The sequence below is a fragment of the Erwinia sp. V90_4 genome (assembly GCF_029967685.1).
Classification (GTDB): Bacteria; Pseudomonadota; Gammaproteobacteria; order Enterobacterales; family Enterobacteriaceae; genus Erwinia; species Erwinia aphidicola.
Map to the genome: position 1 here is coordinate 40979 of NZ_JASCAQ010000067.1, position 25617 is coordinate 66595.

A 25617-nucleotide genomic window follows, 5' to 3' on the forward strand; every position below is an offset into this window, starting at 1 on the left:
GTTGTTACGTAGGGCTTTTCCATCTGATACCAGCCACTATAACCGCTAATGTATTGGAAGTGGAATCCTGCGGCAGCTTCGCTTAGTGTAGAACGACTTTTTTTTCGACGATCAACACCGGCATAGGCCTTTTTTTCAGGGAATGTGACTCAATTATGCAAACGATGTCCCCGCTGGTGCGCTATCAGCAAGCGCTGGAAAACGGCGAGTATCAGCCCGATGAAGTTCAGCGCGCCGCCATGACCCGCTTAGACGGTATCTGGCAGGCGTTAAGCCGTGTTAGCCCTCCTGCGTCTGCCGCCAGCGGCGGTCTGTTTGGCAAGCTCAATAAGCTGATGGGCAAAAGCAAATCGACGGTCCAGGCACCGGCGCGCGGTCTCTATATGTGGGGCGGCGTTGGGCGCGGCAAAACCTGGCTGATGGATATGTTTTTTCAGTCGATTCCTGGTGAGCGTAAGCAGCGCCTGCACTTTCATCGCTTTATGCTGCGCGTGCATCAGGAGCTGACAGAACTGCAGGGGCAGAGTGACCCACTGCAGATTGTCGCCGACCGCTTCAAGGCAGAAACCGACCTGCTGTGTTTTGACGAATTTTTTGTCTCAGACATCACCGATGCGATGCTGCTCGGCACATTGATGGAAGCGCTGTTCAGCCGTGGCATCACGCTGGTCGCCACGTCAAATATTCCGCCGGACGATCTCTATCGTAACGGTTTGCAGCGCGCACGTTTTCTACCTGCGATTGAGATGATCAAGCAGCACTGCGAAATCATGAATGTTGATGCCGGTATCGATTACCGCCTGCGCACGTTAACCTCGGCGCATCTGTGGATGACGCCGCTCGGTGAAGAGACCGCCAAAGAGATGGAGCGGATGTTCGTGGCGCTGGCGGGAAAACCGCGTCAAGCCCATGAACCGCTGGAGATTAATCACCGTAAGCTGCCCACGTTGGGCGTGGCTGAGGGCGTTGTGGCGATGAGTTTCCTTGCGCTGTGTGGGGAAGGGCGCAGCCAGCACGACTATATTGAACTGTCGCGCCGTTTTCACAGCGTATTGCTGTATGATGTGCCGGTGATGATTTACAAGACCGAAGACCAGGCACGGCGATTTCTGGCGCTGGTGGATGAATTCTACGAGCGGCACGTCAAGCTGGTGGTCTCGGCGGAAGCATCACTGTACGAGATTTATCAGGGCACGCGGCTGAAGTTTGAGTATCAACGCTGCGTATCCCGTCTGCAGGAAATGCAGAGTGAAGAGTATCTGCGACTGCCGCATTTGCCCTGAAACTTGAATGGGCGTGGCGGGATGAGGATTTTATCGCAGAAAACGTTCGATCTTTTTGGGCGACTTCTCTATAATCTTGCGACCCCACGTTACAGCAAAGGTTTTTTTCCCAAAACTCTTTGTGTTCCAGTAACTCTATCCGAAGGGGTGGGCTTACTGGTCAAGATGGTCGTGTGAGCTCCAACCGTTTATTCAAGCGTTTGGGATTTCACCAACGTGTAACTTAATTTGGGTAAGCTTTTAGATGAAAACTTTTACAGCTAAGCCAGAATCGGTCCAACGTGACTGGTATGTTGTTGACGCAACAGGCAAAACATTAGGTCGTTTAGCGACTGAATTGGCTCGTCGCCTGCGCGGTAAGCACAAAGCGGAATATACTCCGCACGTTGATACTGGTGATTACATTATCGTTCTGAACGCAGAAAAAGTTGCCGTAACCGGTAACAAGCGTACCGATAAAGTGTATTACCATCACACCGGTTTCGTCGGTGGTATCAAGCAAGCGACCTTCGAAGAGATGATTGCTCGCCGTCCTGAACGCGTGATTGAAATCGCGGTTAAAGGCATGCTGCCAAAGGGTCCGCTGGGCCGTGCTATGTACCGTAAACTGAAAGTTTACGCGGGCAACGAGCACAACCATGCGGCACAGCAACCGCAAGTTCTTGACATTTAATCGGGATTACAGGCAATGGCTGAGAATCAAAACTACGGCACTGGTCGCCGCAAAAGCTCTTCCGCACGCGTCTTTATTAAGCCGGGTAGCGGTAACATCGTTATCAACCAGCGTTCATTAGAACAGTACTTCGGTCGTGAAACTGCCCGCATGGTAGTTCGTCAGCCGCTGGAACTGCTGGACATGGTAGGTAAATTCGATCTGTACATCACTGTTAAAGGTGGTGGTATCTCTGGTCAGGCTGGTGCGATCCGTCACGGTATCACACGCGCTCTGATGGAGTACGACGAGTCCCTGCGTGGCGAACTGCGTAAAGCAGGCTTCGTTACTCGTGATGCTCGTAAAGTTGAACGTAAGAAAGTCGGTCTGCGTAAAGCACGTCGTCGTCCTCAGTTCTCCAAACGTTAATTTTTCCTGCTCACGCAGAAACGATTATCGGAAAACCCGGTGCCTGGCGCCGGGTTTTTTATTTCCTGCCTGTACAAAAAGCGCGAAACACCCACGGCTTTGTTATTTTCCCCCGCAATTCGACACTCCGCTCCCCACAAGCTGGCTAAAATCTGGTAAACTGTGTGTCACTTTGTGCCCATTGGCCGGGCAATGACGCTGGTATCCTGTGCAATGGACGATCGGTCAAACTTCGGGCTGATGGCAATAATGAGTCGCCGCGTGGATGGCTATTCGCAGTAATTTTCTCGATAAACTTGGAGGTTTACATGGCTGTCGCTGCCAACAAACGTTCGGTAATGACGCTGTTTTCTGGTCCGACTGACATTTTCAGCCATCAGGTACGTATTGTCCTGGCTGAGAAGGGTGTTAGTGTCGAGATCGAGCAGGTTGAAACGGATAACCTGCCGCAGGATCTGATCGACCTCAACCCGTACCGTACCGTACCCACCCTCGTTGATCGCGAGCTGACGCTGTATGAATCGCGCATCATCATGGAGTATCTGGACGAACGTTTCCCGCATCCACCGCTGATGCCGGTTTATCCGGTTGCGCGTGGTGAAAGCCGCCTGATGATGCACCGCGTCGAGCAGGACTGGTACAGCCTGATGCGTAAAGTCGAAAACGGCACGGCGCAGGAAGCGGAAGCGGCGCGCAAGCAGCTGCGTGAAGAACTGCTGGCCATCGCACCTCTGTTCGCCCGCACCCCGTTCTTTATGAGCGAAGAGTTTAGCCTGGTAGATTGCTACCTGGCCCCACTGCTGTGGCGTTTGCCACAGATGGGCATTGAGCTGATTGGTGCCGGTTCGAAAGAGCTGAAAGGCTATATGACGCGTGTCTTCGAGCGTGATTCCTTCCTGGCTTCCCTGACGGAAGCGGAACGCGAAATGCGCCTGCAAACGCGGGGCTGATTACGATGGAAATGTCTCAACTTACCGCACGTCGTCCCTATCTGCTGCGCGCTTTTTATGAGTGGTTGCTCGACAACAATCTCACGCCGCATCTGGTCGTAGACATTAATTTGCCGGGTGTCATGGTGCCCCTGGAATATGCCCGTGATGGTCAGATCGTTCTGAACATCGCGCCGCGTGCCGTGGGCAATCTTGAGCTGGGCAATGACGAAGTGCGCTTCAGCGCGCGTTTCGGCGGCGTTCCACGCCAGGTTTCCGTGCCGTTAATGGCGGTGCTGGCGATCTACGCCCGTGAAAACGGCGCAGGAACGATGTTTGAGCCAGAGCCAGCGTATGAAGAAGCGGGTGAATACGATGCTGCTGACGCGCAGGATAGCGCACCGGAAACGGTGATGTCGGTTATCGATGGCGATCGTCCTGACGACAGCGGTCAGGATGACGACAACGGTCCTGATGATGAGCCGCCGCCGCGCGGTGGTCGTCCGGCGTTACGCGTCGTGAAATAAAAAACGGGCCGTCAGGCCCGTTTTTTTATGCTGCGAAGGCTTAATACACGTCGCGCAGGTAACGCTTCTCTTTCTTCAGCTGGTCAACGTAGTCGGCTGCACGCTCCGCAGACATGCCACCAAACTGAGTAATCACCTGGTACAGCGCCTTATCGACGTCTTTTGCCATGCGTGATGCATCGCCACACACGTAGAAGTACGCCCCCTCTTCCAGCCACGCAAACAGCTCTGCGCCCTGTTCCAGCATGCGGGTCTGCACGTAAATCTTCTCAGCCTGATCGCGGGAGAACGCCAGGTCAAGGCGGGTCAGCAGACCTTTCTCTTTCCAGCTATTGAGCTCGTCCTGATAGATATAGTCATGTTCCTGATGCTGGTCGCCGAAGAACAGCCAGTTTTTGCCTTTGGCGCCCAGCGCATCACGCTCCTGAAGGAAGGCGCGGAACGGTGCGATACCGGTGCCCGGGCCAATCATGATCAGCGGCGCATCGCCGTTGGACGGCACGCGGAACGCTTTATTTGGCGAGATAAAGATCGCCGGCTTTTCACCGCGCTTCACGCGTTCGGCCAGGTAGGTCGAGCATACGCCGCTGCGCGCGCGTCCGGCGCTGTGGTAGCGCACGGAAGCAATCGTCAGGTGCACCTGATTCGGGTGCGCCTTCTGGCTGGAAGAGATGGAGTAAGCGCGGTGCTGCAACGGGCGCAGCAGGGCAACAAACTCAGGAATGCTCAGCGCACGGGTGACGTCGAGCTGCAGCAGATCGAGGGTATCTTTGCCCCACAGCCAGACGCCCAGCGCATCTTTATCATCGTGCTGCAGGACGTGGCGCAGCTCCTGGTTGGTGGTGTTCTGGCCCACCCACTCAATCAGCTTGCGCGAAGGTTCGGAGATCTCGAACTGATAGGTCAGCAGGTCACCGAGGCTACGTTCGAAGCCAGGGACCGGCGTATCGTAGTCGGATTTTAGCTGCGTCAGCAGCAGGTTAACCAGTGCCGGTTCGTTCACCGGGATCACCCCCAGCGCGTCGCCCGCTTCGTACTTCAGCCCGCTGTCGGTCAGGTCAAACTCGAAGTGACGGATGTCCTTACCGGAGTTTTCACCGGACAGACGCTTGTTGGTCGCCAGCGCTGCCGCATACGGGTTGTTCTTGTTGCTGCCCGGAATGACCGGCGCTTCCGGGGCGCTCTCCAGCGCTGTGCCGCTGCTGCCCGCGCTGGCGGCAAACTGAGGCATGGAAGCGGCGATCCACTCATTGGACGGCTCTTCAAAGTCGATGTCGCAGTCAATGCGGTCGTAAACGCGTTTCGCACCCAGCTGCTCCAGGCGCATATCAATAAATTTACCTGCCTGGCAGAAGCCGTCGTAGCCGGTATCACCGATAGCCAGAACCGCAAAGTGCATCTGCTCAAGACGCGGCGCGGTGCTGGCAGAAATCGCCTGCCAGAACAGCTGGGCGTTATCCGGCATCTCGCCTTCACCGTAGGTGGAGGTGATCACCAGCACGTGACGCATGGTGGCGAACACTTCAATATCCACTTCGCCCAGCCCCTGAACCACGGGCACCAGACCTTTGGCGCGGGCGGCTTTCGCCGCGCTCTGCGCTAAGGCTTCAGCATTACCGGTCTGTGAACCAAACAGGATATGCAGCTGGGTGTTGGCAGCCGACGCTGCCCCGCTTGCCGCCTGCGGCTGGTTTTCCAGCACCAGCAGGCGTGAATGTAACCCGGCAAGAAAGCCCGCCAGCCAAAATTTCTGTTCGCCATTGAATGGCGCATCTTCAGGAATATAAGGAATCTTCATCGCTTTTATCTACTCAATCCCGTTCTCATTATTTATCAGGCTAATTTGCCAACCGCCGCCGCCAGTTCTGGCAGTGCAGCGCGCGCAAACAGCTCTTCAAAGTCAGGCAGACGTCCCAGCACTTCCCGGTTACAGGCATCCTGATACATGATCCAGCCATAGGTTGCCAGGCTGTCCATGGAGCGGATATTACGCTGCGTCAGGGCGGCTTTATAATCCGACATACGCTTAGCGCCAATCAGGCAGGAAAGCTCTTCGTCGCTGTAGCTTTCAATCGCGGCACGACCGTGGCGCTGCAGCTTGCTGATCAGGGTGAAATCTTCCGTCATCAGCAGGTTGCGCACCGCTTTCTCAACGGCTGGGTCCTGCACCGGCGTGCCTTTCGGCAGGCGGGAGAGCGCCAGCTGCTGTGCCGAACTCAGCACGGTGTAGTTGTTCAGCAGCACCAGCATTTCAGGGGTGTCGGTGGCGCCGTAGCCCGGAACCGCACCGTTAGCGATCGCCTTGCCATCGCGCCATGCCGCTTTAAACTTCGCCACCTGGTGACCGGCCAGCGCGGTAGATAGCTCCTCCAGCAGATCCTTACGGGTCTTGGCTTTCAGGATCTCAGCGCCGTCCTGGTAGAGCAGCAGGGAGCGCGGCATCACGTAGACGAAATGCTGACTCTCGCTTTCCCAGTGATCCAGCAGCCACTGCGCACGCGGCGAGCGGGTCGCTTCCAGATGCCAGTTCAGCATCGTCAGCACCGCGTCTTTGTGTACGCGCGCCATCTCGTTGTCGTCGGTGATCGAACCCAGCATCACCGAGTCAGCCGCCACGGAGCCCGCCAGCGTGCCGTACGGATCATACTGATAGGCGAAGCCGCCGCTCATACCGTTGCCGAAGCCGGTACCGTAAGTGCCGAGGTTCAGCACTGCGCCGTTGGTCATATATTCGCAGCAGAAATCACCGACGCCTTCGACGACCGCCGTGGCACCGGAGTTACGCACGGCGAAGCGGTCACCTGCCTGGCCCTGAGCAAACAGACGCCCGCCGGTGGCACCGAACAGCGCGAAGTTACCGACCAGCACGTTGCCCTCTGCATCCTGCGAGCCGCCGCCAGGCGACATCACCACGATTTCACCGCCGCACTGGCCTTTACCGACGCCGTCGTTACAGGTGCCGTAATGCTCAAGGCGCATGCCGTCATTGCAGAACACGCCGTAAGACTGACCGGCAGAGCCGGACGTGGCGATGGTGACGGTACCCGGCGCCAGATAACGGCGACCGCGATCGTCCAGCAGGGCTGCCGGAATAGCGCTCAGCTGCTCCGCATCCAGCTGATGGTTCAGCAGGCGTTCGATATCAATCGCCAGCTGGCCACCAACGCTCTTATTACGGTTGTTCAGGATGATGCCATCGCCAAGGGCGATCGCGGTCGATCCCTGATTGACCAGTTGATCTTTCACCAGCTCGACCCAGCCATCGTCCAGCTCGAAATCTTTTTCCAGATAGACCGGGCGGGCAATTTTCAGCTCCGGCACTACGGTTAACATGGCGCGCAGATCCAGCTTGCCGACTTCCAGCGGGTGATCCATCAGGTGCAGCAGGTCAGAGCGTCCCCGCGCTTCGCGCAGAGAGCGCAGGCCGAGGCGCGCCAGCATCTCACGCACTTCGTGCGCAACGTTGATAAAGTACTGCGCCAGCTGGCGCGGATCGCCATCAAACGCTTCGGCGTTGGTGGTTAAACCGGCCGGGCATTTCACGTTACAGTTTTTCGCCATCACGCACTTCAGCATCATCAGTGCGGTAGTACCGAACTCGAAGCTGTCGCCGCCCAGCAGCGCGGATTTCACCACGTCGCTACCGGTCTGCTGGGCGCCGGAACAGCGCAGCAGCACTTTTTCGCGCAGGCCGTTGGCACACAGCGCCTGGTGAACTTCGGCGATGCCGATTTCCGCCACGCGGCCAGTGTATTTCAGGCTGGTTACGGAAGCCGCACCGGTGCCGCCGGTGTTACCCGCGACGTTAATCACATCGGCGCCGGCTTTCGCCACGCCAACCGCGATGGTGCCGATACCTTCGGACGACACCAGCTTCACGATCACGCGCACGCGCGCTGCTTTACAGTCGTGGATCAGCTGTGCCAGATCCTCGATGGAGTAAGTGTCGTGGTGCGGCGGTGGTGAAACCAGCTCAACGCCCGGTGTGCCCCCGCGCGCTGCGGCGATCTCAACGGTAACTTTCGCCGCCGGTAACTGACCGCCTTCGCCCGGTTTTGCACCCTGGCCGATTTTGATCTCCAGCTCTTCCAGCATCGGGTCCGCCAGATAGGCTGCCCAGACGCCGAAGCGGCCGGAAGCCAGCTGCTTGATGCGTGAAGCGCGAATGGTGCCGTGGCGCGAATAGTGCTCGCCACCCTCACCACAGTTGCTCATGCCGCCAACCATGTTAGTGCCGTGCGCCACCGCTTCATGCGCCGGAGCCACCAGCGCGCCGTGGCTCATCGCACCGGAGGCAAAGGTACGGGTAATTTCATGCGCAGGCTGCACTTCGCTCAGCGGCAGCGCCGCAGAGATGGTGAAGATGCGCGACAGGTAGTCAGCCGCCTTGCCGTTAGCGCTGATGTGCAGCGCGTCCGCGCTGATTTCGCTGTGCTCAATGGCATCACCGAAGCGTTTTTTCAGCACGCCGGACAGGGTGGTCAGGCGATCGTGCTCGCTTTTCAGGCCGACAATGGCATCGGTCAGGCGCAGCGTGAACTGGCCTTCACGGCCTTCGACCGCCTGGCACACCATACCGCGCACCGCAAAGCCATTGTTGACCAGCGAGTAACGGCCCAGCTTACGGGTAAATTCGGCTTCGCTGTCGACGTGGGTCAGGTCCGCCGGGAAGGCGAGAATGTCACGCAGCGCCGCAGGACGGCGTTTACGCTCTTCCAGCATCAGGCTGGAGAACTGACGATAGTCCGGGGTGATAGCAAAGTTATCGATCACCTCGTTCGGGATGCGCTCAAAGCTGCTGTCCTTAAAGGATTTGGCTTTGATGTTAAAAGCGTTATCCAGCTTGGCCAGCGTCATCAGGCGGATAAAGTTATCCTCCTCACGCGGCTTGTCGGCGAAGCGGATCGGCTGCTCGGTCATATCGATGAAGGTGCGCACGGCGATGGTGCCGTAAGAGTGGCCGGCCCCTTCCGCGCGCTCTTTAAACAGGCCGAGCAGCGGCACTTCGTTTTCGCCTTGAATGCGCAGCGCGCTCTGATGCCAGTCCACCGCCATCTGCGCGATGCTGGCAAAACCTGCGCCGCCGACCGGGGTCTTGATGTTCGGGAAGTACTTCTTCAGCACGCGATCTTCGGTATCAAGGAAGTTCGGCTCGAAGAACTCACCGCAGCTATAGCTCTCAACGGTACACAGGCCGACTTTGCCCATGGTTTTCATCAGCGCTTTTTCTGCGGCTTTGGCATAGCGTTTAAAGGCTTTGTTGCCGCCTTCGCCTTCACCGTACTTCTCTTCCGCACGCATCTGCACGCCGAGCGGATAGACCGCGGAAGCGCCAAATCCGAGGGTGGCCGCGATATGGTGTGACGAGATGCTCTGGCCGCTCTCCACCACCAGCGAAACGTCGAGGCGCAGACCTTCCTGCACCAGGCGCTGGTTAATGGCGGAAACCATCAGCAGCATGGGAATGCTGGCGCGGGTTGAGGAGATGTGGCGATCGGTGATCACCGCGATGCCGCCTTGTTCGCGGGCGAAATCGACCACTTCCTGAGCTAAATCGTCGATGGCTTTTTCCAGCGCGTCCGCGTTGGCGGCACGATTCAGCGGGTCGACGCCAATTACCGGGGTGTAGAGCATCTCAAAGCGTTTGTACGGAGCAACGGTCTGCTCACGCAGCTGCAGCATATCCAGGTGGGTCAGGATCGGGCTTGGTACCACGATCTGCTTGCCTTTGCTGCGGCCGAGGTGCGGTTTGGCACCCAGCGCCACGCGCAGCGTCATGCCGTCGGCTTCACGAATGGAGTCGAGCGGTGGGTTAGTCACCTGCGCAAAGCGCTGGGAGAAGTAGTGCGCCATGCCGCCTTCGTGGTCGGACAGGGCGTTGATGGCGTTGCCGTAGCCCATCGCGGAGATTTTCTCTGCGCCGGTGGTGAGCATCGGGTCCATCATGAACTTGAAGCTTTCCTGGTTGTAGTAGTACGCCACAAAACGCTGATAGGTTTTGAGGTCGCCGCTATAACGCAGTGGGGAGCCTTGCTGCTCCGCTGGGATCACCGGCAGCTCTTCGAGCGTGACGCGCGACTGTGCCAGTAGCGCCGGGTAATCCGCTACCGCCGCCAATTTTTCCAGCGCTTCGAGGGTGGTGTAGCTGCGCTTTTCGCGGTGATCGTAATACAGCATCCCGCCCGCTTCGATACGGCCACGGCGCAGCACGCTCTCCGGTGGGAAGGCGATCTGACCGGCTTCGGACATGGCACCGATGTACTCTGCGGTCTCAACGGAACGCAGCGGGCGCAGGCCCAGGCGGTCCAGACGGGCACCAATCACTTCACCGTTGCCGAAGATCAGCGCAGCCGGGCCGTCATTCTTCTCTTCATACAGGGAGAAGTACTCCAGCATCGCGCGCACTTCCGCAGACAGCGACGGGTCGTTCTCCCACGCAGGCGGCATCATTGAGACCACGGCGGTGATCAGGTCGAGGTTATCTTCCATCAGGCGGCTGTGGATGCTCTGGTCAAGGCGTGAGCTGTCGGACTGGCCTTTCGGGCGCACAATCTTCTTGCCACGGGCCAGCGCCAGCGCCGACTCCGCAATGCGGTTTTTACGGTCGGTATTCAGCTCGCCGTTGTGCGCCATCAGGCGGAACGGCTGCGCCATGGTGGTATGCGGGTCGGTATTGGTTGAGAAACGGGTATGGAAGAACAGACCGCGCACCTGATGGTCGGCGTCGGTCAGATCCTGGAAATAGGGGATCACTTCGTTTGAGTTCAGGCGTGCTTTAAATACCTGAGTGCGCGAAGAGAGCGACAGTGGGTAGAGACCGCCAAATTCGCTTTCGGTAAAGGCGCGTGCTTCGATATCCAGCAGCGCGCGATAGATGCGCTTCTCGAAGTCTATCTGATGAGTGATATCGGCCGGGGCAGTAAACACCCACTGCACGATAGGCAGCTGGAACGGGATCGCCGCCGGGCGCAGCACGCTGGTATCCAGCGGCATGTCACGCTTAATGATAATGGCAAGATCATAAGTGGCCAGCGTCTCTTCTACCAGACGCTCGGCGTTGGCACGCAGCGCAGCATCTTTCGGTACGAAGAAGTTACCCACGCCAAAGCGACCGGCCTCTAACGGCAGCCCGGTGACTTTGCGGAAGAAGTGCAGAGAGAGGTCAACGTTCACCCCGGCTCCGTCACCGACGCCTTCAGCAGACATGCCTCCACGGTGAGGTACGGTGCAGAGTGCGCTGTGCGCCATTTGCAGAACCTCATGAGTTTGCTCGCCGTCCTTACGAGTAATGAAACCCACACCACAACTGTCACTGTCTTTTGATGGATCGTACAGTCCATAAGGATAAGGTTTTGAGTTGGACATCGAGGGCCTCCTTAACTGCTTTGACATTACCACTAATCTTCAGGCACAGAGGGCGCTCGGCATCTCTCCAGGCTCTGTATCCTATTTTTGCCGCTGTTTGTTACGGACACCGTGAATCCGGGCAGCCTTCGCCAGATATTTTCTAAAACATCCTTGAAGGGGACCGCTCACTTTAATTCCGGGTCTCTGGGTGGAGATAACTTGCATCACAAGGGAGTCTGGTTGCTGCATAGATATGCCAAGACGCTGACCCCTGAGGAAATCTTCCAGCGGATTTCCAACTTATCGGTAAAGCGTACTCAGGTCAAATAGCGTTCTTACTGATGCTTTTTGACGCTTTGAGTGAGTTATCTTATTGATATATATGGTTATCACCACCATTTTTAACGCTGTTCAACAGGAGTTGTCAGGGGGCGAAGTGTGAGCTGACTCACTATAGGGCAGGCGCCAAATCTCTGCACCATGCTGGTGCCGGAGGTAATGGCAGCAGAATGTGCTGTAAGAATGAGTATAACCGCAGGAACGCACTGTTTTTAATTAGTGGGGTTATTTGAATAAAATAGGGGGTGTCATTAGTAAAATTAATCATGCCAGGTGTGATTAATATTTCATGAATTGTGAATGGTTATTCGTTTGGATGAGACAAAAGAAGGCGAGTGATTTCCATCATCGCTAAGAAAAACATCATCTGAGAATGGCGCGGCGAACTGGCAGCGGCCCTACAGATTATGCAGTTATAAAATTTAGTCAATATGCGAAGGCGTAACTTTTTTGATCCGGGCGAAATGCGTACCTGGCGCGGGATAACAGCGATCCGCAGCCGTTGCCTGACGGCGACGATAATCCCGCCATAAGCGGCCGCCGCCTGTGGGTGGTGCTGCACTATTACCGTGCAGCTGCTGGCAGTGTCCTGCGGTCAATCGTGCGTTGGTCTTTTGTCCAATTCCGGTATGATTGCGGCTATCAGGCGGAAGGGATCCTTTATGAAACAAATTCGTTTATTAGCGCAGTACTACGTTGATTTGATGGTGAAGCTGGGGCTGGTGCGCTTCTCGTTGCTGCTGGCCTCTGCGCTGGTGGTGCTGGCGATGATTGTGCAGATGGCCGTCACCATGGTGCTGCGCGGCCACGTCGAAAGCATTGATATGGTGCGATCGGTGTTTTTCGGCCTGCTGATCACCCCGTGGGCGGTCTATTTCCTCTCGGTGGTGGTGGAGCAGCTGGAGGAGTCGCGCCAGCGCCTGTCACGGCTGGTGGATAAGCTGGAGGAGATGCGTAATCGCGACCTTGAGCTGAACCAGCAGATGCAGGGCAATATCACCCAGCTAAATCAGGAGATTGCCGACCGTATCAAAGCCGAAGAGGCGCGCCTGCAGGTGATGACCCGGCTGAAAGAGGAGATGGCGCGGCGTGAAGAGGCGCAGATCGAGCTGGAACAGCAATCCTCCTTCCTGCGCTCGTTCCTTGATGCTTCCCCCGACCTGGTTTTCTACCGTAACAGCGACCAGCAGTTTTCCGGCTGTAACCGGGCGATGGAGCTGCTGACCGGCAAAAGTGAGAAGCAGTTAATCGGCCTGACACCCAAAGAGGTGTACGACGACGATGCCGCCACCAAAGTGCTGGAAACGGACGAAAAAGTGTTCCGCCACAACGTCTCACTGACCTACGAGCAGTGGTTACAGTATCCCGACGGGCGCAAGGCCTGTTTTGAGATCCGTAAAGTGCCTTATTACGACCGCGTGGGCAAACGCAGTGGGCTGATGGGCTTCGGGCGCGATATAACCGAGCGTAAGCGCTATCAGGACGCGTTAGAGAACGCCAGTAGGGAAAAGACCACCTTTATCTCTACGATTAGCCACGAGCTGCGTACGCCGCTTAACGGCATTGTCGGTCTGAGCCGCATCCTGCTGGATACCGATCTCAATCAGGAACAGCTGAAATACCTCAAAACCATCCACGTTTCGGCGATCACTCTTGGCAATATTTTCAACGACGTGATTGAGATGGATAAAATCGAGCGGCGCAAAGTGCAGCTGGATAACCAGCCGATCGACTTCACCGGCTTCCTCGCCGATCTGGAAAACCTCTCCGGCCTGCTGGCGGAGCCGAAAGGGCTGAAGTTTGTACTGGCGCCCGATCTGCCGCTGCCGCACAAAATTATCGCCGACGGCACGCGCCTGCGTCAGATCCTGTGGAACCTGATCGGCAACGCGGTAAAGTTTACCCAGCAGGGCGAAATTGTGGTGCGCGTTGGCTACCTGGAGGATGACTGCCTGCGCTTTGAGGTTGAAGACTCCGGCATGGGCATTCCGCAGGACGAGCAGGATAAGATCTTCGCCATGTACTACCAGGTGAAGGATCAGCGCGGCGGCAAACCGGCGACCGGAACCGGCATCGGGCTGGCCGTATCCCGCCGCCTGGCGCAGAGCATGGGCGGAGACATCAGCGTGCGCAGCGCCCCGGGCCAGGGCTCCTGCTTTACCCTGACGCTGAACGCCCCGCGTATCGCGGAAGAGGTGGAGGATGAGCAGCCGGAAGACGACCTGCCGCTGCCTGCGCTGCATGTGCTGCTGGTAGAAGATATTGAGCTGAACGTTGTCGTCGCGCGCTCGGTGCTGGAGAAGCTCGGCAACAGCGTGGAAGTGGCGATGACCGGCCAGGCGGCGCTGGATATGTTCAACCCGGATGAATTTGACCTGGTGCTGCTGGATATCCAGCTGCCGGACATGACCGGGCTGGACGTGGCGCGTGCTATTCATCGGCGCCACGCGGGTGAGCAGCTGCCGCCGCTGGTGGCGCTGACCGCTAACGTGCTCAAGGACAAGCGTGAATACCTGGATGCCGGCATGGACGATGTGCTGAGCAAACCGCTGGCGGTGCCTGCGCTGACGGCGATGATCAAAAAATACTGGGATTATCAGGAAGTCGAGCTGCCAACCCTAACGGAGAGCAACATGGATGAGAAACAGCTGGCGCTGCTGGATGTGCCAATGCTTGAGCAATATATCGAACTGGTCGGGCCGAAGTTGATCCATCAGAGTCTGGAGATGTTTGAGCAGATGATGCCGGGTTATCTGGAGGTGCTGGATTCCAACATGATGGCGCGCGATCAGAAAGGGATTGCCGAAGAGGGCCACAAGATCAAAGGGGCTGCAGGATCGGTCGGTCTGACCCACTTACAACAGGTTGCCAAACAGATTCAAAGCCCGGAACTGCCAGCATGGTGGGATAACGTGCAGGAGTGGATTGATGAGCTGAAACAGGAGTGGCGCAATGACGTTGAAGTACTGCGTCAATGGGTTAGGGATGCTGAAAAAAAATGACCCCGACCGAGGCCGGGGTGCGCGAATACTGCGCCAACACCAGGGAAACTGGAAACCTGCGCTATTTTGATAGGAATCGTCGGGAGCGCAGATTTGGTATTGGGTGAACCATTAATAAGCTCAGGAACTACTTTAGCAAATCTCACATCACATGTTACCAGATTCATTAAAATGTGTGATGTGGAGCAGCCTTGGTAAATAGAAGACCTTAATTTTACTTCTCAGTCAAGTAACGAATGCAATTGATTGCGGATTTGTCTTATTTTTGACCATATGTGCTTTTTTTTTCGCCAGTCAGATTGACGCAAACTTTTTACCGCAGGGCCATTTTCACATAAGCTTATGCGGTAATGGATTTTGGCCAAATACGTGTTACTAACTCAATGTTTTATGGTTGTTTTTAGGTGTTTTTAAACAGCCTTTCCGAAACGTTTAGGTTTCTGCTAGCACAAATCCTGAGTGGGCCTTTCTGCATAAGTCAAAAGCTGACTCCGTTCAGCAGGGTATCCGATGGCGATGGCCTCACTCCGCGGGCGAAAAAACGGTCAAACCGGCATCATTTGCGAGTGATTTTCTTTTGTAGCAGATCGGTTTTCGAATACGACAGGGCGAAATTTATAAGCGCTGCGAACCAATCAGGTGGTAACGCTTTCATCCTGTGCCAGGTCCAGCGCATAACAGAGCGAAATCAGCTGGCGTGATGGAACCGATTCCAGTTATATCGCTTAACTAAAGGCATTCGGATATTTCGGGTGTATTTCCGTACTAATCATTTTTTAAAACAGGTTCTGGCATGAGTCGTCGTAATAATAGCGTCACCGCACGCATCAAATCGGGTTTGCTTCGCCTCGTTCTCGGCGTACTGGGTTTATGGCTTACCGGCATTATTGCCTTTGCCTTTCTTCCGGTGCCATTTTCTGCCGTGATGGTTGAGCGGCAGCTGGGTGCCTGGTTTAGCGGCAACTGGAGCTATGTTGCTCACTCGGACTGGGTAGGGATGGATGAAATCTCACCGTGGATGGCACTGGCGGTGATCGCTTCCGAAGACCAGAAATTCCCGACCCACTGGGGCTTTGATGTTGCGGCGATCCAGTCGGTGCTGGACAGCGAAGGCGAGAAGGCCGGAATGCGTGGGGCATCGACCCTGTCCCAGCAGACGGCAAAAAATGTGTTCCTGTGGGACGGCCGCAGCTGGATACGTAAAGGGCTGGAGGCCGGGTTAACGGTGGGGATCGAAACCGTGTGGACCAAACGCCGCATTCTCACCGTTTACCTTAACGTGGCGGAAATGGGCAAAGGGGTATTTGGCGTGGAGGAGGCTTCACAACGCTATTTCCATAAGCCAGCCAGCCGCTTAAGCATGTCTGAAGCCGCGCTGCTGGCCGCGGTACTGCCTAATCCGATTCGCTTCCGCGCCGATGCGCCATCCGGCTATGTGCGCCAGCGCCAGCAGTGGATCCTGCGCCAGATGCGTCAATTGGGCGGTGAAGGTTTCCTGCGCCAGCATAAACTGGATTAGGAACATCCCTGTTTTTATGGGCAGCGGAGAGAGACCACATTTTTAGCGGAATTTTTGTGCTAGCGTGACCCTGTTGTAACATATTGTTAAACAGGGATAAATTATAATGAAACGCATTGATGTGGTCTGCAAGGAGTTGGAGCGTCTGACGCTGCAAGCGGGAAATCCACAGGCAACCGCACAAAAAATCGGCCTCAACCTGGGCCTGGCGCGTAACTCCGTTAGCAAAGAGCTTAACCAGCTGTGGGGTGAAGGCCGGGCAATCAAGATTAAATCCCGCCCGGTCTATTTTCTGCATCGTGCGTCACTGGAGGCCCAGGCCGGGCAGCCACTCCCCGCGGAATTCAGCGATCTCGATGCTCTGAATCAGCGCTTAAACCCGCATACCGTTGTCGTCAGCGATCCTTTTCAGGCCATGATTGGCCATCAGCGCAGCCTGCGCAGCGCCATTGAAAAAGCCAAAGCCGCCGTGCTCTATCCTGCCGGGCTGCATGTGCTGCTGACCGGGCCTTCAGGCGTGGGGAAAACCTGGTTTGCCGAGCTGATGCACCAGTTCGCCAGCCATCATCAGCCGGGCATTGCTCTGCCGTTCATCTACTTCAACTGTGCGGAGTATGCGCATAACCCGGAGCTGCTTTCATCCCACCTGTTTGGCCATCGCCAGGGAGCCTTCACCGGTGCGGGCAAAGATAAGGTCGGGCTGGTGGCGCAGGCTGACGGCGGCTATCTGCTGCTGGACGAGATCCATCGCCTGCCATATGAGGGGCAGGAAAAGCTGTTCTCCCTGCTGGACCGCAACGAATATCGGGCATTGGGTTCGAGTGGGGAGGCGCAGCGAGTCAACATTCGCCTGATCTGCACCACCACTGAAGCGGTGGATTCGGCACTTTTACGCACCTTTATGCGCCGTATTCAGGTCAGCATTACGCTCCCCGCCCTGCGTGAACGGTCACTGGAAGAGCAGATAGAACTGAGCAGCTTTTTTCTCCAGCGTGAAAGTGCCAAAACGGCACGTACGCTGCGGGTGGATAAGACGCTGATGCAGTGGCTGCTGGCGAAGCCGCTTGCCGGAAATGTCGGCCAACTGAAAAGTGATATTCAGTTTATCTGCGCCCAGGCCTGGGCGGCGGATATCGCACAGCCGCAAGGGGCACTGACGCTGGATAAACGCTTTGCCCTACCGGCCGTGGTACCTTCTGCAGCGCTGCGTCAGCGCATTGATGCGCTGTTTGCCGACCGCCCATGGCTGGAGATTGGTGCCCGGACCAGGCTCCCGTCATCTGCCGCGCTGCCCGATGCCCTCGAACAGGAAGAGAGCGATCATTTTTATCACTTCCTCACCCGCGAATATGTCAGCCTGCGCAACAGTAATGTTCCGGCGCTGGAAACGCTGGCAATTCTGAAAAACAAGCTGTGCTCAATATTTAAGTACGGCCTCTACAGCCGCGACAGCGCCACCATCGGCATTAACGCTCAGCTGGAGCAGCGGCTTTCGGCTCTCATCCAGCGCATTGAGCGGATCACCGGTTTCAGCCTGCCGGAGAACATGATTAATCATCTGCGTAAGCATATTCTGGTGCTGCTGGACTACGTGCAGCGTGGGATGATCCCGCAGTTATACTCCTCCAGCCTGATCCTCGACCACTGCCAGGATGAATACCCGCACGCGGTACAGCTGGCGCGCTTTATCGAAGAAGCCTTTGCCATCCAGTGCCCATCCACCGAGATCGTCTATCTCTGCCTGTTCCTCAAAGCCTGCCGTCAGTACCGCGAACAGCTGGCAACCAGCCCGGATCTCGGCGCGATCCTGATCGCCCACGGTGCAACGACGGCGACCAGCATGGCGCAGTATGCCAACCAGGTGCTGGAACAGGATCTGTTTAGCGCCATTGATATGCCGTTTGAGCAATCGGTGCACGACACGTTGGATCAACTGACGCAGCGTATCCGTCAGCGCGGCTATGGTCGCCTGATCCTGATGGTAGATATGGGATCGCTGGTGCATTTTGCCAGCACCGTCAGCCAGCTATTCAATATCGATGTGCTGCTGCTGCCGTGCATCAGCCTGAGCAGCCTGCTTGAAGTGGGGTTGGATCTGACCTACGACACGCGTGAGCTCACGCAGCTGCATCAGCTGATGGAGGACAAAGGTATTGACTGCCAGCTGTGTACCCCGGAGCAGGTGGCGGGCGGCCGGGTGCTGGTGGTTTCCTGCATTACCGGCATGGGCACGGCGGAGAAGATCCGCAAAGTCTTACAGGAGAGCTTCGGCGAACTGATGGGGCAGGATTCACGACTGCTGATGCTCGACTATGGCGAAGTGCGCAGCCTTGAGCGCCTGCGGCAGTCACTACAGCCCGGAGAGCGGCTGGTGGGCATTGTCGGCACCTTCCAGCCGGGGCTGCCGGATATTCCGTTTATCTCGCTGGAGGAGCTGTTTTCTGAGCAGGGGCCGGAGCTGATCCTCGGCCTGTTTGACCCGGATTTGCACCGCGCCGAGCGCCGTCAGGAGGTGGAGCGCTGCGCGCTGCGTTTTGTCAGCGCGCTGACGCTGGAGAGCATTATCAACCAGATTTCGCTGCTTAACCCGCGCCGCATCCTGCAGGAGATGGAGCAGATTTTACAGCAGCTGTGCCAGCAGCTGGATATCAGCCCGGGCCGTCAGGTGACACTTCGTTTCCTGATCCACTGCTGTTGTATGGTTGAGCGTATCGTGATTAGCCGCAAACCGTTACAGATGACGCTGGAAAGCGCCAGCGGGCAGGAGAAAGCGGCGATAAATGTCATCAAAAGCCAGTTTGCCGTGATTGAAGCGGCATATTCTATTCAGCTATCCGATGCTGAATACCACTATATCTATCAATTGCTGTACAGCTGAGACCAACAATGGCGGGCCTCAGCGCCCGCTATGACCCTTCATCCAGCCCGCGTGACACATTCTCTGGCACAGCCGTTGCAATAGTGACCTCACCACAATACTGAGCGGATGAATCACGTGACGGAAAACAAAACGGCTTTGCCTGAAATACTCATTTTGACCCACGGTGGCTGGGGCGCGGAGCTGTGTAACAGCCTGCGCATGGTCGTCGGTGACATTGCCGGGGTGCATACCCTGGCCCTGATGCCGGTGGATACCTTCAGCGACTTCTACCAGTCGGTGCAGCAGGTGGTGGCGAAGATGCCGGCCGGTTCGCTGATCCTGACTGATTTTATCGGCGGCACCACCTCAAATGTCGCCGCCCGTGTCAGCCTCGACCATCCTATCGCGGTGGTCTGCGGGCTGAACGCCACGCTGCTGCTGCAGGCGCTGGACCTGCGCGAGCAGGGCACCCTCACCGCGCAGGTTGCCGGGCTGGTTGAAGCCGGGCGCGAAAGCTGCCGCGACGTGGTGGCTCATATTCAACGACAACAACCTTAACCATCACCCAGGGAGCATTCTCATGGCCACAATTACTTTATGCCGAATCGACAGCCGCCTGATCCACGGACAGGTGGTGACTAAATGGGTTGGACAGTCGCAGTCCAACCGTATTGCGGTGGTCAGCGACGAGCTGGAAGCCGACCCGTTTATGAAAAATATCTATCTGATGGCCGCACCGCCGAGTGTCAAAGTGGACTGCTACAGCAACAGCAGCTTTGCCGCAGCCTGGCAGGAAAACCAGCTGGGTGAGGGCAACGTGCTGGTGCTGTTCCCGTCGCTGGCAGCGGTACTGGAAGCGGTACAGCAGGGCTTCTCGGTCGCGGCCATCCAGGTTGGCGGTCTCGGCGGTGGGCCGAAGCGCAAAGCGGTGTTCCAGAACATTACGCTGGATGATGCTGACGTGGCGATCCTCGGCGATCTGCAGGCAAAAGGGATCAAAGTCCTGTTCCAGACCATTCCGGAAGATAAGCCGCAGTCGCTGGACGATATCCTGAAAAAATACTAAGCCTTTCACTGTAAGGAGCACGCTATGGATACGCTATGGATCGCTGCCTGTATGGGGTTGTACTACTGGTTTGCCCGCCTGCGGCTCGGCTACTCCTTCTCGGGAATGCTGGTGCAGCCGATTGTGATTGCGGTGTTTGTTGGTCTGATCCTCGGCAATATGCAGACGGCGATGATTATTGGCGCCGGGATGCAGCTGGTGTATCTCGGCGTCACTTCGACGCCCGGCGGTAATGTGCCGTCCGACCCTGCACTGGCTGCCTGTATCTCGATCCCGATAGCGGTACAGGCCGGTATGGAGCCGAACCTCGCCATCGCGCTGGCGATTCCGTTCGGCGTGATCGGGGTGTTCCTCGACCAGCTGCGCCGCACGCTGAATGCCGCCTGGGTCCACATGGCGGACGCCCACGCAGAGGAGGCAAATATCGGCGGCATTATGCGCTGTGCCTTCCTCTGGCCCGCGCTACTCGGGCTGGTTATCCGCTTCCCGGTGGTGTTTGCGGCCAACTATTTTGGCCAGAACGTGGTGGAAAAATTTCTCGCGCTGATGCCGCACTGGCTGACGCATTCGTTTGAAATTATGGGCGGCATCCTGCCCGCGCTCGGCTTCGCCATCACCATAATGGTGATTGGTAAAAAGAGCCTGCTGCCGTGGTTTATTGGCGGATTCTTCGCGGTGCTGTACCTGAAGGTCGATATCATGGCGATGGCGATTTTCGGCACCTGCGTCGCGTTCCTGATTAAAGGCCTGGGCAAAACAGAAGGGGCTTCCTCATGAGCAATACCGCTATTCCACAAGAGCTGCTGGATCGCGCTCGCGCAAGCAAAACGCTGACGCGTCGAGACATCACCAAAGCCTGGTTTATCTACTGGCTGGGTGCGGAGGTTTCAAACTCTTATGAACGCTTACAGAGCCTGATTTTTTGCGCCTCCATGACGCCAATCATCAAGAAACTCTATCCTGAAAAAGAGGAGCGGGCTGAGGCGTTGAAACGCCATCTGAATTTCTTCAACAGCGAGCAGACCTTCGGCGCGGTGATCCAGGGCGTGGCGATCGCGATGGAAGAGCAGAAAACCCGAGGCGAAGCGATCTCCGATGCCTCAATCACCGGGATCAAGACCGGGTTGATGGGGCCGCTAGCGGGGATCGGCGACTCGGTGATCTGGGCCGCAGTGATGCCGCTGCTGATCGCGATCTTTATCCCGTTTGCCGCCAATGGCAGCGCGTTCGGCGGCATTATGCCACTGATGCTGTATACCGCCATCACCCTGGCGGTGAGCTATGGGCTGGCACATAAAGGCTATACGCTGGGGCGCGAGTCGATCATCGGGCTGTTGCAGGGGGGCAGGATCAAAGAGCTGATCTACGGTGCCAACGTGCTGGGATTGATCATGATGGGGGCGCTGTCCGCCAGCTACGTGAAGATCACCACGCCGTTTAAGATCGTCGCTCTTGAAGGATCGGAAGTGGTATTTCAGCAGATCCTCGATTCGATCGCCCCGGGCCTGCTGCCACTGGCGGCGGTATTTTCCATCTATTTCTACCTGGTGAAAAAAGGGCCGCGTTACACCACTATTCTGCTGTCGGTGGTGGTGATTAGCCTGCTCGGCTCACTGACCGGTTTGTTATAAGGAGCGCCTCATGACAGGGAATATCTATCAAAGTCTGGGCCTGAAAAGGGTGATTAACGCCTGCGGAAAAATGACCATCCTCGGCGTTTCCAGCGTGCCCGCCAGCGTAATGGCGGCGGTGGCGCAGGCCGCAGGCAGCTTTGTTGAAATTGATGCGCTGGTGGATCGCGTGGGCGAGCGGGTGTCTGAGTTTACCGGCGGGCAGGACAGCTACGTGACCTCCTGCGCCACGGCGGGCATTGCCATTGCCGTCGCGGCGGCGGTCAGCCGCGGCGAGCCGGATCGCGTGGCGCAGCTGCCGGACAGCAGCGGCATGGCGAATGAGGTTGTGATGCTGCGCGGGCATAACGTTGATTATGGCGCCTCGATAATGAGCGCCATCCGCCTGGGGGGCGGGCGCATTGTGGAAGTGGGGCACAGTAATCTGGCCTACCTGTGGCAGCTGGAAAAAGCCGTTACGCCACAGACCGCCGCGCTGCTGTATGTGAAGTCGCACCATGCGGTACAGAAAGGGATGCTGACGCTGGAGACCTTCGTTGAGGTGGCGCGCAGCCACCGGCTGCCGCTGATTGTCGATGCGGCGGCGGAAGAGGACCTGCGGCGCTACGTAGCGGCCGGGGCTGATATGGTGATCTACAGCGGGGCGAAGGCGTTTAACGCGCCCACCTCGGGTTTTATTACCGGGGGTAAGCAGGGGATCGGCTGGTGTAAGGCGCAGCATAACGGCATTGCGCGGGCGATGAAGATTGGTAAGGAAAATATGGTCGGTCTGGTGAAGGCGCTGGAGCTGTATCACCAGGATCAGAATCATGCATCGGCGGATGCGCTGCTGCCGGCAGTAGCGGCAATCAACGCGCTGACGGGCTTTGCCGCCGATATTGAACAGGATGAGGCCGGGCGTGCTATCTGGCGCATTCGTGTCACCGTGGATGCCGTGCTGCTGGGGCTGAATGCACGCGAAGTGGTCGAACTGCTGCGCCATGGCGACATCGCGATTTACCCACGCTGCTATGCGCTGCATCTGGGCGTTTTCAGCCTCGATCCCCGCACGCTGGCGCAGGGCGAGCTGAGTCTTATCGTCGATCGGCTGGCAGAGATCGCTAAACAACAGGGAGAGTGAAATGCAACATATTAATTTTTATCGCGGACGCGTGGCGATTAACGTTCTGGCCTGCGATCTGGAAAACGCACGCGAGGTGTATGACGCGTCTGAAGGCCATGCGGTGATTGGCGTGCTGTCATCGCAGTTTGCGGATGTCGGGCAGGGCGTGCAGGAAGTGGAGCCATGGACCAGCTTCATTCCGGCGATCTCCGTCGGGCTGGGGGCGGGCGACCCGACGCAGTATGCCAAAGCTGCGCTGATTGCTGCCGCGACGCGCAGCGCGCACGTCAACCAGACGTTTACCGGGGCAGGGTTCGCTGCCGGGGCGCTGGCGCTGGCGGGCAACGCACATACCTGCATTAATGCGCTGGTCAGCCCGAGCGGGCAGCCGGGCAGGGTGATTATATCAACCGGAGATCGCAGCGGGCAGCAGCAGCCGGTACTGGCGGATTGCGATAGCGCAGTCTGCATGATGCTGGATATGGGGGCGCACGCGGCGAAGTTTTTCCCAATGGGCGGTGAGAAATCGCTGGCGGAGTTAAAAGCACTGGCGGAAAGCGCGGTGCGCCAGGGGATGACGATGATCGAACCGACCGGCGGCATCGATCTGGCAAACTTCAGTGTGATACTGGAAACCTGCCTGCGCGCAGGCGTGCCGAAAGTCATGCCGCACATCTACAGTTCGATTATTGATAAGCAGAGCGGCAGAACGCGCCCGGAAGATGTGGCAAATCTGATGCAGCAGGTGAAAGCGCTGCTGTCGTAATGCCTGCCAGCTAAATAACAAGGCCGGTGAATACCGGCCTGAGAGGCTTAGTCTTCGTCGAACCCGGCGTTAAACAGGTCAATCACCGCCGCCAGCGCTTCCTCTTCCTGCAGGCCGCTGGCCTCCACTTCAATATGCCCACCCTTGGCGGAGTCGAGCATCAGCAGGGCAATCACGCTGCTGGCTTCTGCTTCCGTGCCGCTTTCATTGCGCAGCAGCACTTCTGCATCAAAACTCTGTACCAGCTCAAACAGCTTCATCGCCGGGCGGGCGTGCATGCCCAGCTTGTTTTTAATTTCAACGGTTTGCTTCACGGTCATGATTTGCGTTTTTCCAGCGTGCGATGACGGGACTGTACGTTTTTCCCGCGCGAGCGGAAATAATCTGCCAGCTGTTCGGCTATGTACACCGAGCGGTGTTTACCGCCGGTACAGCCAATCGCCACGGTCAGATAGCTGCGGTTATTGGTTTCCAGCATCGGTAACCACAGCTCAAGATAGCTGCGCGTCTGGTAGATAAAATTGTGAACTTCGGTGTGGCGGTCGAGGAAGGCAGCAACCGGGCGGTCGAGGCCGGTCATCGGGCGCAGCTTCGGGTCCCAGTGCGGATTAGGCAGGAAGCGCACGTCAAACACGTAATCAGCATCAATCGGGATGCCGTGCTTGAAACCAAAGGACTCAAACACCATCGTCAGCTCGCGCTCGCGCTTGCCCAGCAGTCGGGTACGCAGCATTTCGGCCAGCTCGTGCACTGACATTTCCGAGGTGTCGATAATCAGGTCGGCGCGCGAACGCAGCGGCTCCAGCAGATCGCTCTCTTCATCGATCGCGCTTTCCAGCGACAGATTCTTGCTGGAGAGCGGATGCAGACGACGGGTATCGCTGTAACGGCGGATCAGCGTGTTGCGGTCGGCATCCAGGAACAGCAGCTGCGGCGAAAAACAGTCCGGCAGGCTGTTCAGTGCAGTTTCAAACACTTCCGGGGATTCCGGCATGTTACGCACGTCAATGCTCACCGCGGCGGACATGTTACGCTCAGAAAGTGAGCGAGCCAGGTCTGGCAGCAGTACCACGGGTAAGTTATCCACGCAGTAAAAGCCCATATCTTCCAGTGCCCGCAGGGCGACTGATTTACCTGAGCCCGAACGTCCGCTGACGATCATCAGCACCATTAACTCTTCTCCCCGTTTGTCTCAACGCGATACAACTGCGTTTAGCTCTCTTCGTGATCTTCCGTGATGATCTCATACAGATCTTCATCGGTCTGAGCGGCACGTAAACGGCGCAGCACCGTTTTATCGGCCAGGCGTTTGGCCACCAGCGACAGCGTGTGCAGATGCGTCTTGCACTGATCTGCCGGAACCAGCAGGGCAAACAGCAGGTCTACCGGCTGATTATCAATGGCGTCAAACGCGATAGGCTGGTCAAGGCGGATAAACACGCCAACGGCGCGCAGCGTATCTTCTTCCAGCTTACCGTGCGGGATGGCAATGCCGTTGCCAATGCCGGTACTGCCCATACGCTCACGCGTCAGGATAGCTTCGAAAATTGTCTGGTGCGGCAGATTTAACTGCTTCGCTGCCAGCTCGCTGATAATTTCCAGCGCCCGTTTTTTGCTCTGACAGTGCACGCCATTACGGGTACATGCAACGCTCAATACGGAGCCCAGTTCCAGTTTCAGATCATTGTTCATCATAGTTTCACTTAGGTATTCACTTGCACAGGGCGATAGCTCGAACCCGACATTCGGATCGCGAGATTAACATGCCGTATTGATTAACGGCTCGTCTTCCCGAAGGAACACGAGCCGAAAACGCTTCCGGCTTAACTGATATTGGGTTCGCCGAAAAAACAATCAATGTACAGTGAAGTTTAGTGTTGTTTTAGCTTATCTTTATGTTTATTTAACTGGCGAGCGAGCTTATCAACCAGCCCGTCAATCGCCGCGTACATATCTTTATCTTCCGAGGTGGCGTGCAGCTCCCCACCGTTCACATGCAGCGTGGCATCTGCAATCTGTGTCACTTTCTCCACCTTTAACACGATATAGACCTGATTGATGCGGTCAAAGTAGTGTTCCAGTTTGGCAAACTTTTCAGTTAAAAAATCACGCAGTGGCTGGGTGATTTCAACGTGTTGTCCAGTGATATTGAGCTGCATAGTGTC

20 protein-coding genes are annotated in these 25617 nt (G+C 56.9%); 14 read left to right on the forward strand and 6 right to left on the reverse strand.

Annotated elements, in window-relative coordinates; all coding sequences use genetic code 11:
- The first annotated feature begins 155 nt into the window (after positions 1-155).
- The 5 genes from zapE (at position 156) to sspB (ending at position 3820) form a co-directional block, all read left to right on the forward strand.
- Positions 156-1283, forward strand: coding sequence for a cell division protein ZapE (gene zapE, locus QLG07_RS21775; protein ID WP_282470154.1), 1128 nt, complete (start codon positions 156-158; stop codon positions 1281-1283).
- 244 nt (positions 1284-1527) lie between these two features.
- Positions 1528-1956, forward strand: a complete 429-nt coding sequence (gene rplM / locus QLG07_RS21780) for a 50S ribosomal protein L13 (protein WP_048914439.1) — start codon at positions 1528-1530, stop codon at positions 1954-1956.
- Positions 1957-1971: 15 nt separating this feature from the next.
- Positions 1972-2364, forward strand: coding sequence for a 30S ribosomal protein S9 (gene rpsI, locus QLG07_RS21785; RefSeq protein WP_034890399.1), 393 nt, complete (start codon positions 1972-1974; stop codon positions 2362-2364).
- A 308-nt stretch (positions 2365-2672) separates the two neighbouring features.
- Positions 2673-3314: a stringent starvation protein SspA gene (sspA, locus tag QLG07_RS21790; RefSeq protein WP_048914440.1), complete on the forward strand. Its 642-nt coding sequence runs from the start codon at positions 2673-2675 to the stop codon at positions 3312-3314.
- Between the two features lie 5 nt (positions 3315-3319).
- A complete protein-coding gene (gene sspB / locus QLG07_RS21795) occupies positions 3320-3820 on the forward strand; it encodes a ClpXP protease specificity-enhancing factor (RefSeq protein ID WP_048914441.1) in 501 nt (166 codons plus the stop codon).
- A gap of 40 nt (positions 3821-3860) precedes the next feature.
- On the opposite strand, the gene QLG07_RS21800 is transcribed toward sspB, so the two are convergent.
- Positions 3861-5618, reverse strand: a complete 1758-nt coding sequence (locus QLG07_RS21800) for a sulfite reductase subunit alpha (RefSeq protein ID WP_048914442.1) — start codon at positions 5616-5618, stop codon at positions 3861-3863.
- Between the two features lie 35 nt (positions 5619-5653).
- Positions 5654-11185 carry a glutamate synthase-related protein gene (locus QLG07_RS21805; RefSeq protein WP_048914443.1) on the reverse strand — a complete coding sequence of 1844 codons (5532 nt, stop codon included), beginning with the start codon at positions 11183-11185 and terminating at the stop codon, positions 5654-5656.
- A 983-nt stretch (positions 11186-12168) separates the two neighbouring features.
- On the opposite strand from QLG07_RS21805, the gene arcB reads away from it, so the two are divergent.
- From arcB to QLG07_RS21850, 9 genes are all read left to right on the forward strand, one after another.
- The gene (arcB, locus tag QLG07_RS21810) at positions 12169-14508 is read left to right on the forward strand and encodes an aerobic respiration two-component sensor histidine kinase ArcB (RefSeq protein WP_187496956.1); all 2340 of its coding nucleotides are present in this window, start codon (positions 12169-12171) and stop codon (positions 14506-14508) included.
- A 793-nt stretch (positions 14509-15301) separates the two neighbouring features.
- The gene (gene mtgA / locus QLG07_RS21815) at positions 15302-16027 is read left to right on the forward strand and encodes a monofunctional biosynthetic peptidoglycan transglycosylase (protein ID WP_099753735.1); all 726 of its coding nucleotides are present in this window, start codon (positions 15302-15304) and stop codon (positions 16025-16027) included.
- Between the two features lie 106 nt (positions 16028-16133).
- Positions 16134-18905, forward strand: a complete 2772-nt coding sequence (locus QLG07_RS21820) for a sigma-54-dependent transcriptional regulator (RefSeq protein ID WP_282470155.1) — start codon at positions 16134-16136, stop codon at positions 18903-18905.
- A gap of 117 nt (positions 18906-19022) precedes the next feature.
- Positions 19023-19445, forward strand: a complete 423-nt coding sequence (locus tag QLG07_RS21825) for a PTS fructose transporter subunit IIA (protein WP_282470156.1) — start codon at positions 19023-19025, stop codon at positions 19443-19445.
- A gap of 22 nt (positions 19446-19467) precedes the next feature.
- Complete coding sequence (locus QLG07_RS21830; RefSeq protein WP_187496952.1) at positions 19468-19953, forward strand: PTS sugar transporter subunit IIB; 486 nt, start codon at positions 19468-19470, stop codon at positions 19951-19953.
- Between the two features lie 24 nt (positions 19954-19977).
- The gene (locus QLG07_RS21835) at positions 19978-20730 is read left to right on the forward strand and encodes a PTS sugar transporter subunit IIC (RefSeq protein ID WP_282470157.1); all 753 of its coding nucleotides are present in this window, start codon (positions 19978-19980) and stop codon (positions 20728-20730) included.
- Positions 20727-21584, forward strand: a complete 858-nt coding sequence (locus tag QLG07_RS21840) for a PTS system mannose/fructose/sorbose family transporter subunit IID (protein WP_187496950.1) — start codon at positions 20727-20729, stop codon at positions 21582-21584. Before QLG07_RS21835 ends, QLG07_RS21840 begins: the two co-directional genes overlap by 4 nt.
- A gap of 10 nt (positions 21585-21594) precedes the next feature.
- Positions 21595-22704, forward strand: a complete 1110-nt coding sequence (locus QLG07_RS21845; RefSeq protein ID WP_282470158.1) for a DgaE family pyridoxal phosphate-dependent ammonia lyase — start codon at positions 21595-21597, stop codon at positions 22702-22704.
- Position 22705: 1 nt separating this feature from the next.
- Positions 22706-23452 (forward strand): KDGP aldolase, encoded by a 747-nt coding sequence (locus QLG07_RS21850; protein WP_282470159.1) that lies wholly within the window; start codon positions 22706-22708, stop codon positions 23450-23452.
- A 47-nt stretch (positions 23453-23499) separates the two neighbouring features.
- Here QLG07_RS21850 and npr read toward each other — a convergent pair whose 3' ends face one another.
- From npr to hpf, 4 genes are all read right to left on the reverse strand, one after another.
- A complete protein-coding gene (npr, locus tag QLG07_RS21855) occupies positions 23500-23772 on the reverse strand; it encodes a PTS phosphocarrier protein NPr (protein WP_048914448.1) in 273 nt (90 codons plus the stop codon).
- Complete coding sequence (rapZ, locus tag QLG07_RS21860) at positions 23769-24623, reverse strand: RNase adapter RapZ (protein WP_048914449.1); 855 nt, start codon at positions 24621-24623, stop codon at positions 23769-23771. The genes npr and rapZ overlap by 4 nt, the downstream gene beginning before the upstream one ends.
- Positions 24624-24664: 41 nt before the next feature.
- On the reverse strand, positions 24665-25147 hold the full coding sequence (gene ptsN / locus QLG07_RS21865; RefSeq protein WP_048914450.1) for a PTS IIA-like nitrogen regulatory protein PtsN: 483 nt from the start codon (positions 25145-25147) through the stop codon (positions 24665-24667).
- 176 nt (positions 25148-25323) lie between these two features.
- Positions 25324-25611: a ribosome hibernation promoting factor gene (gene hpf / locus QLG07_RS21870; RefSeq protein ID WP_062818062.1), complete on the reverse strand. Its 288-nt coding sequence runs from the start codon at positions 25609-25611 to the stop codon at positions 25324-25326.
- Positions 25612-25617: the final 6 nt, after the last annotated feature.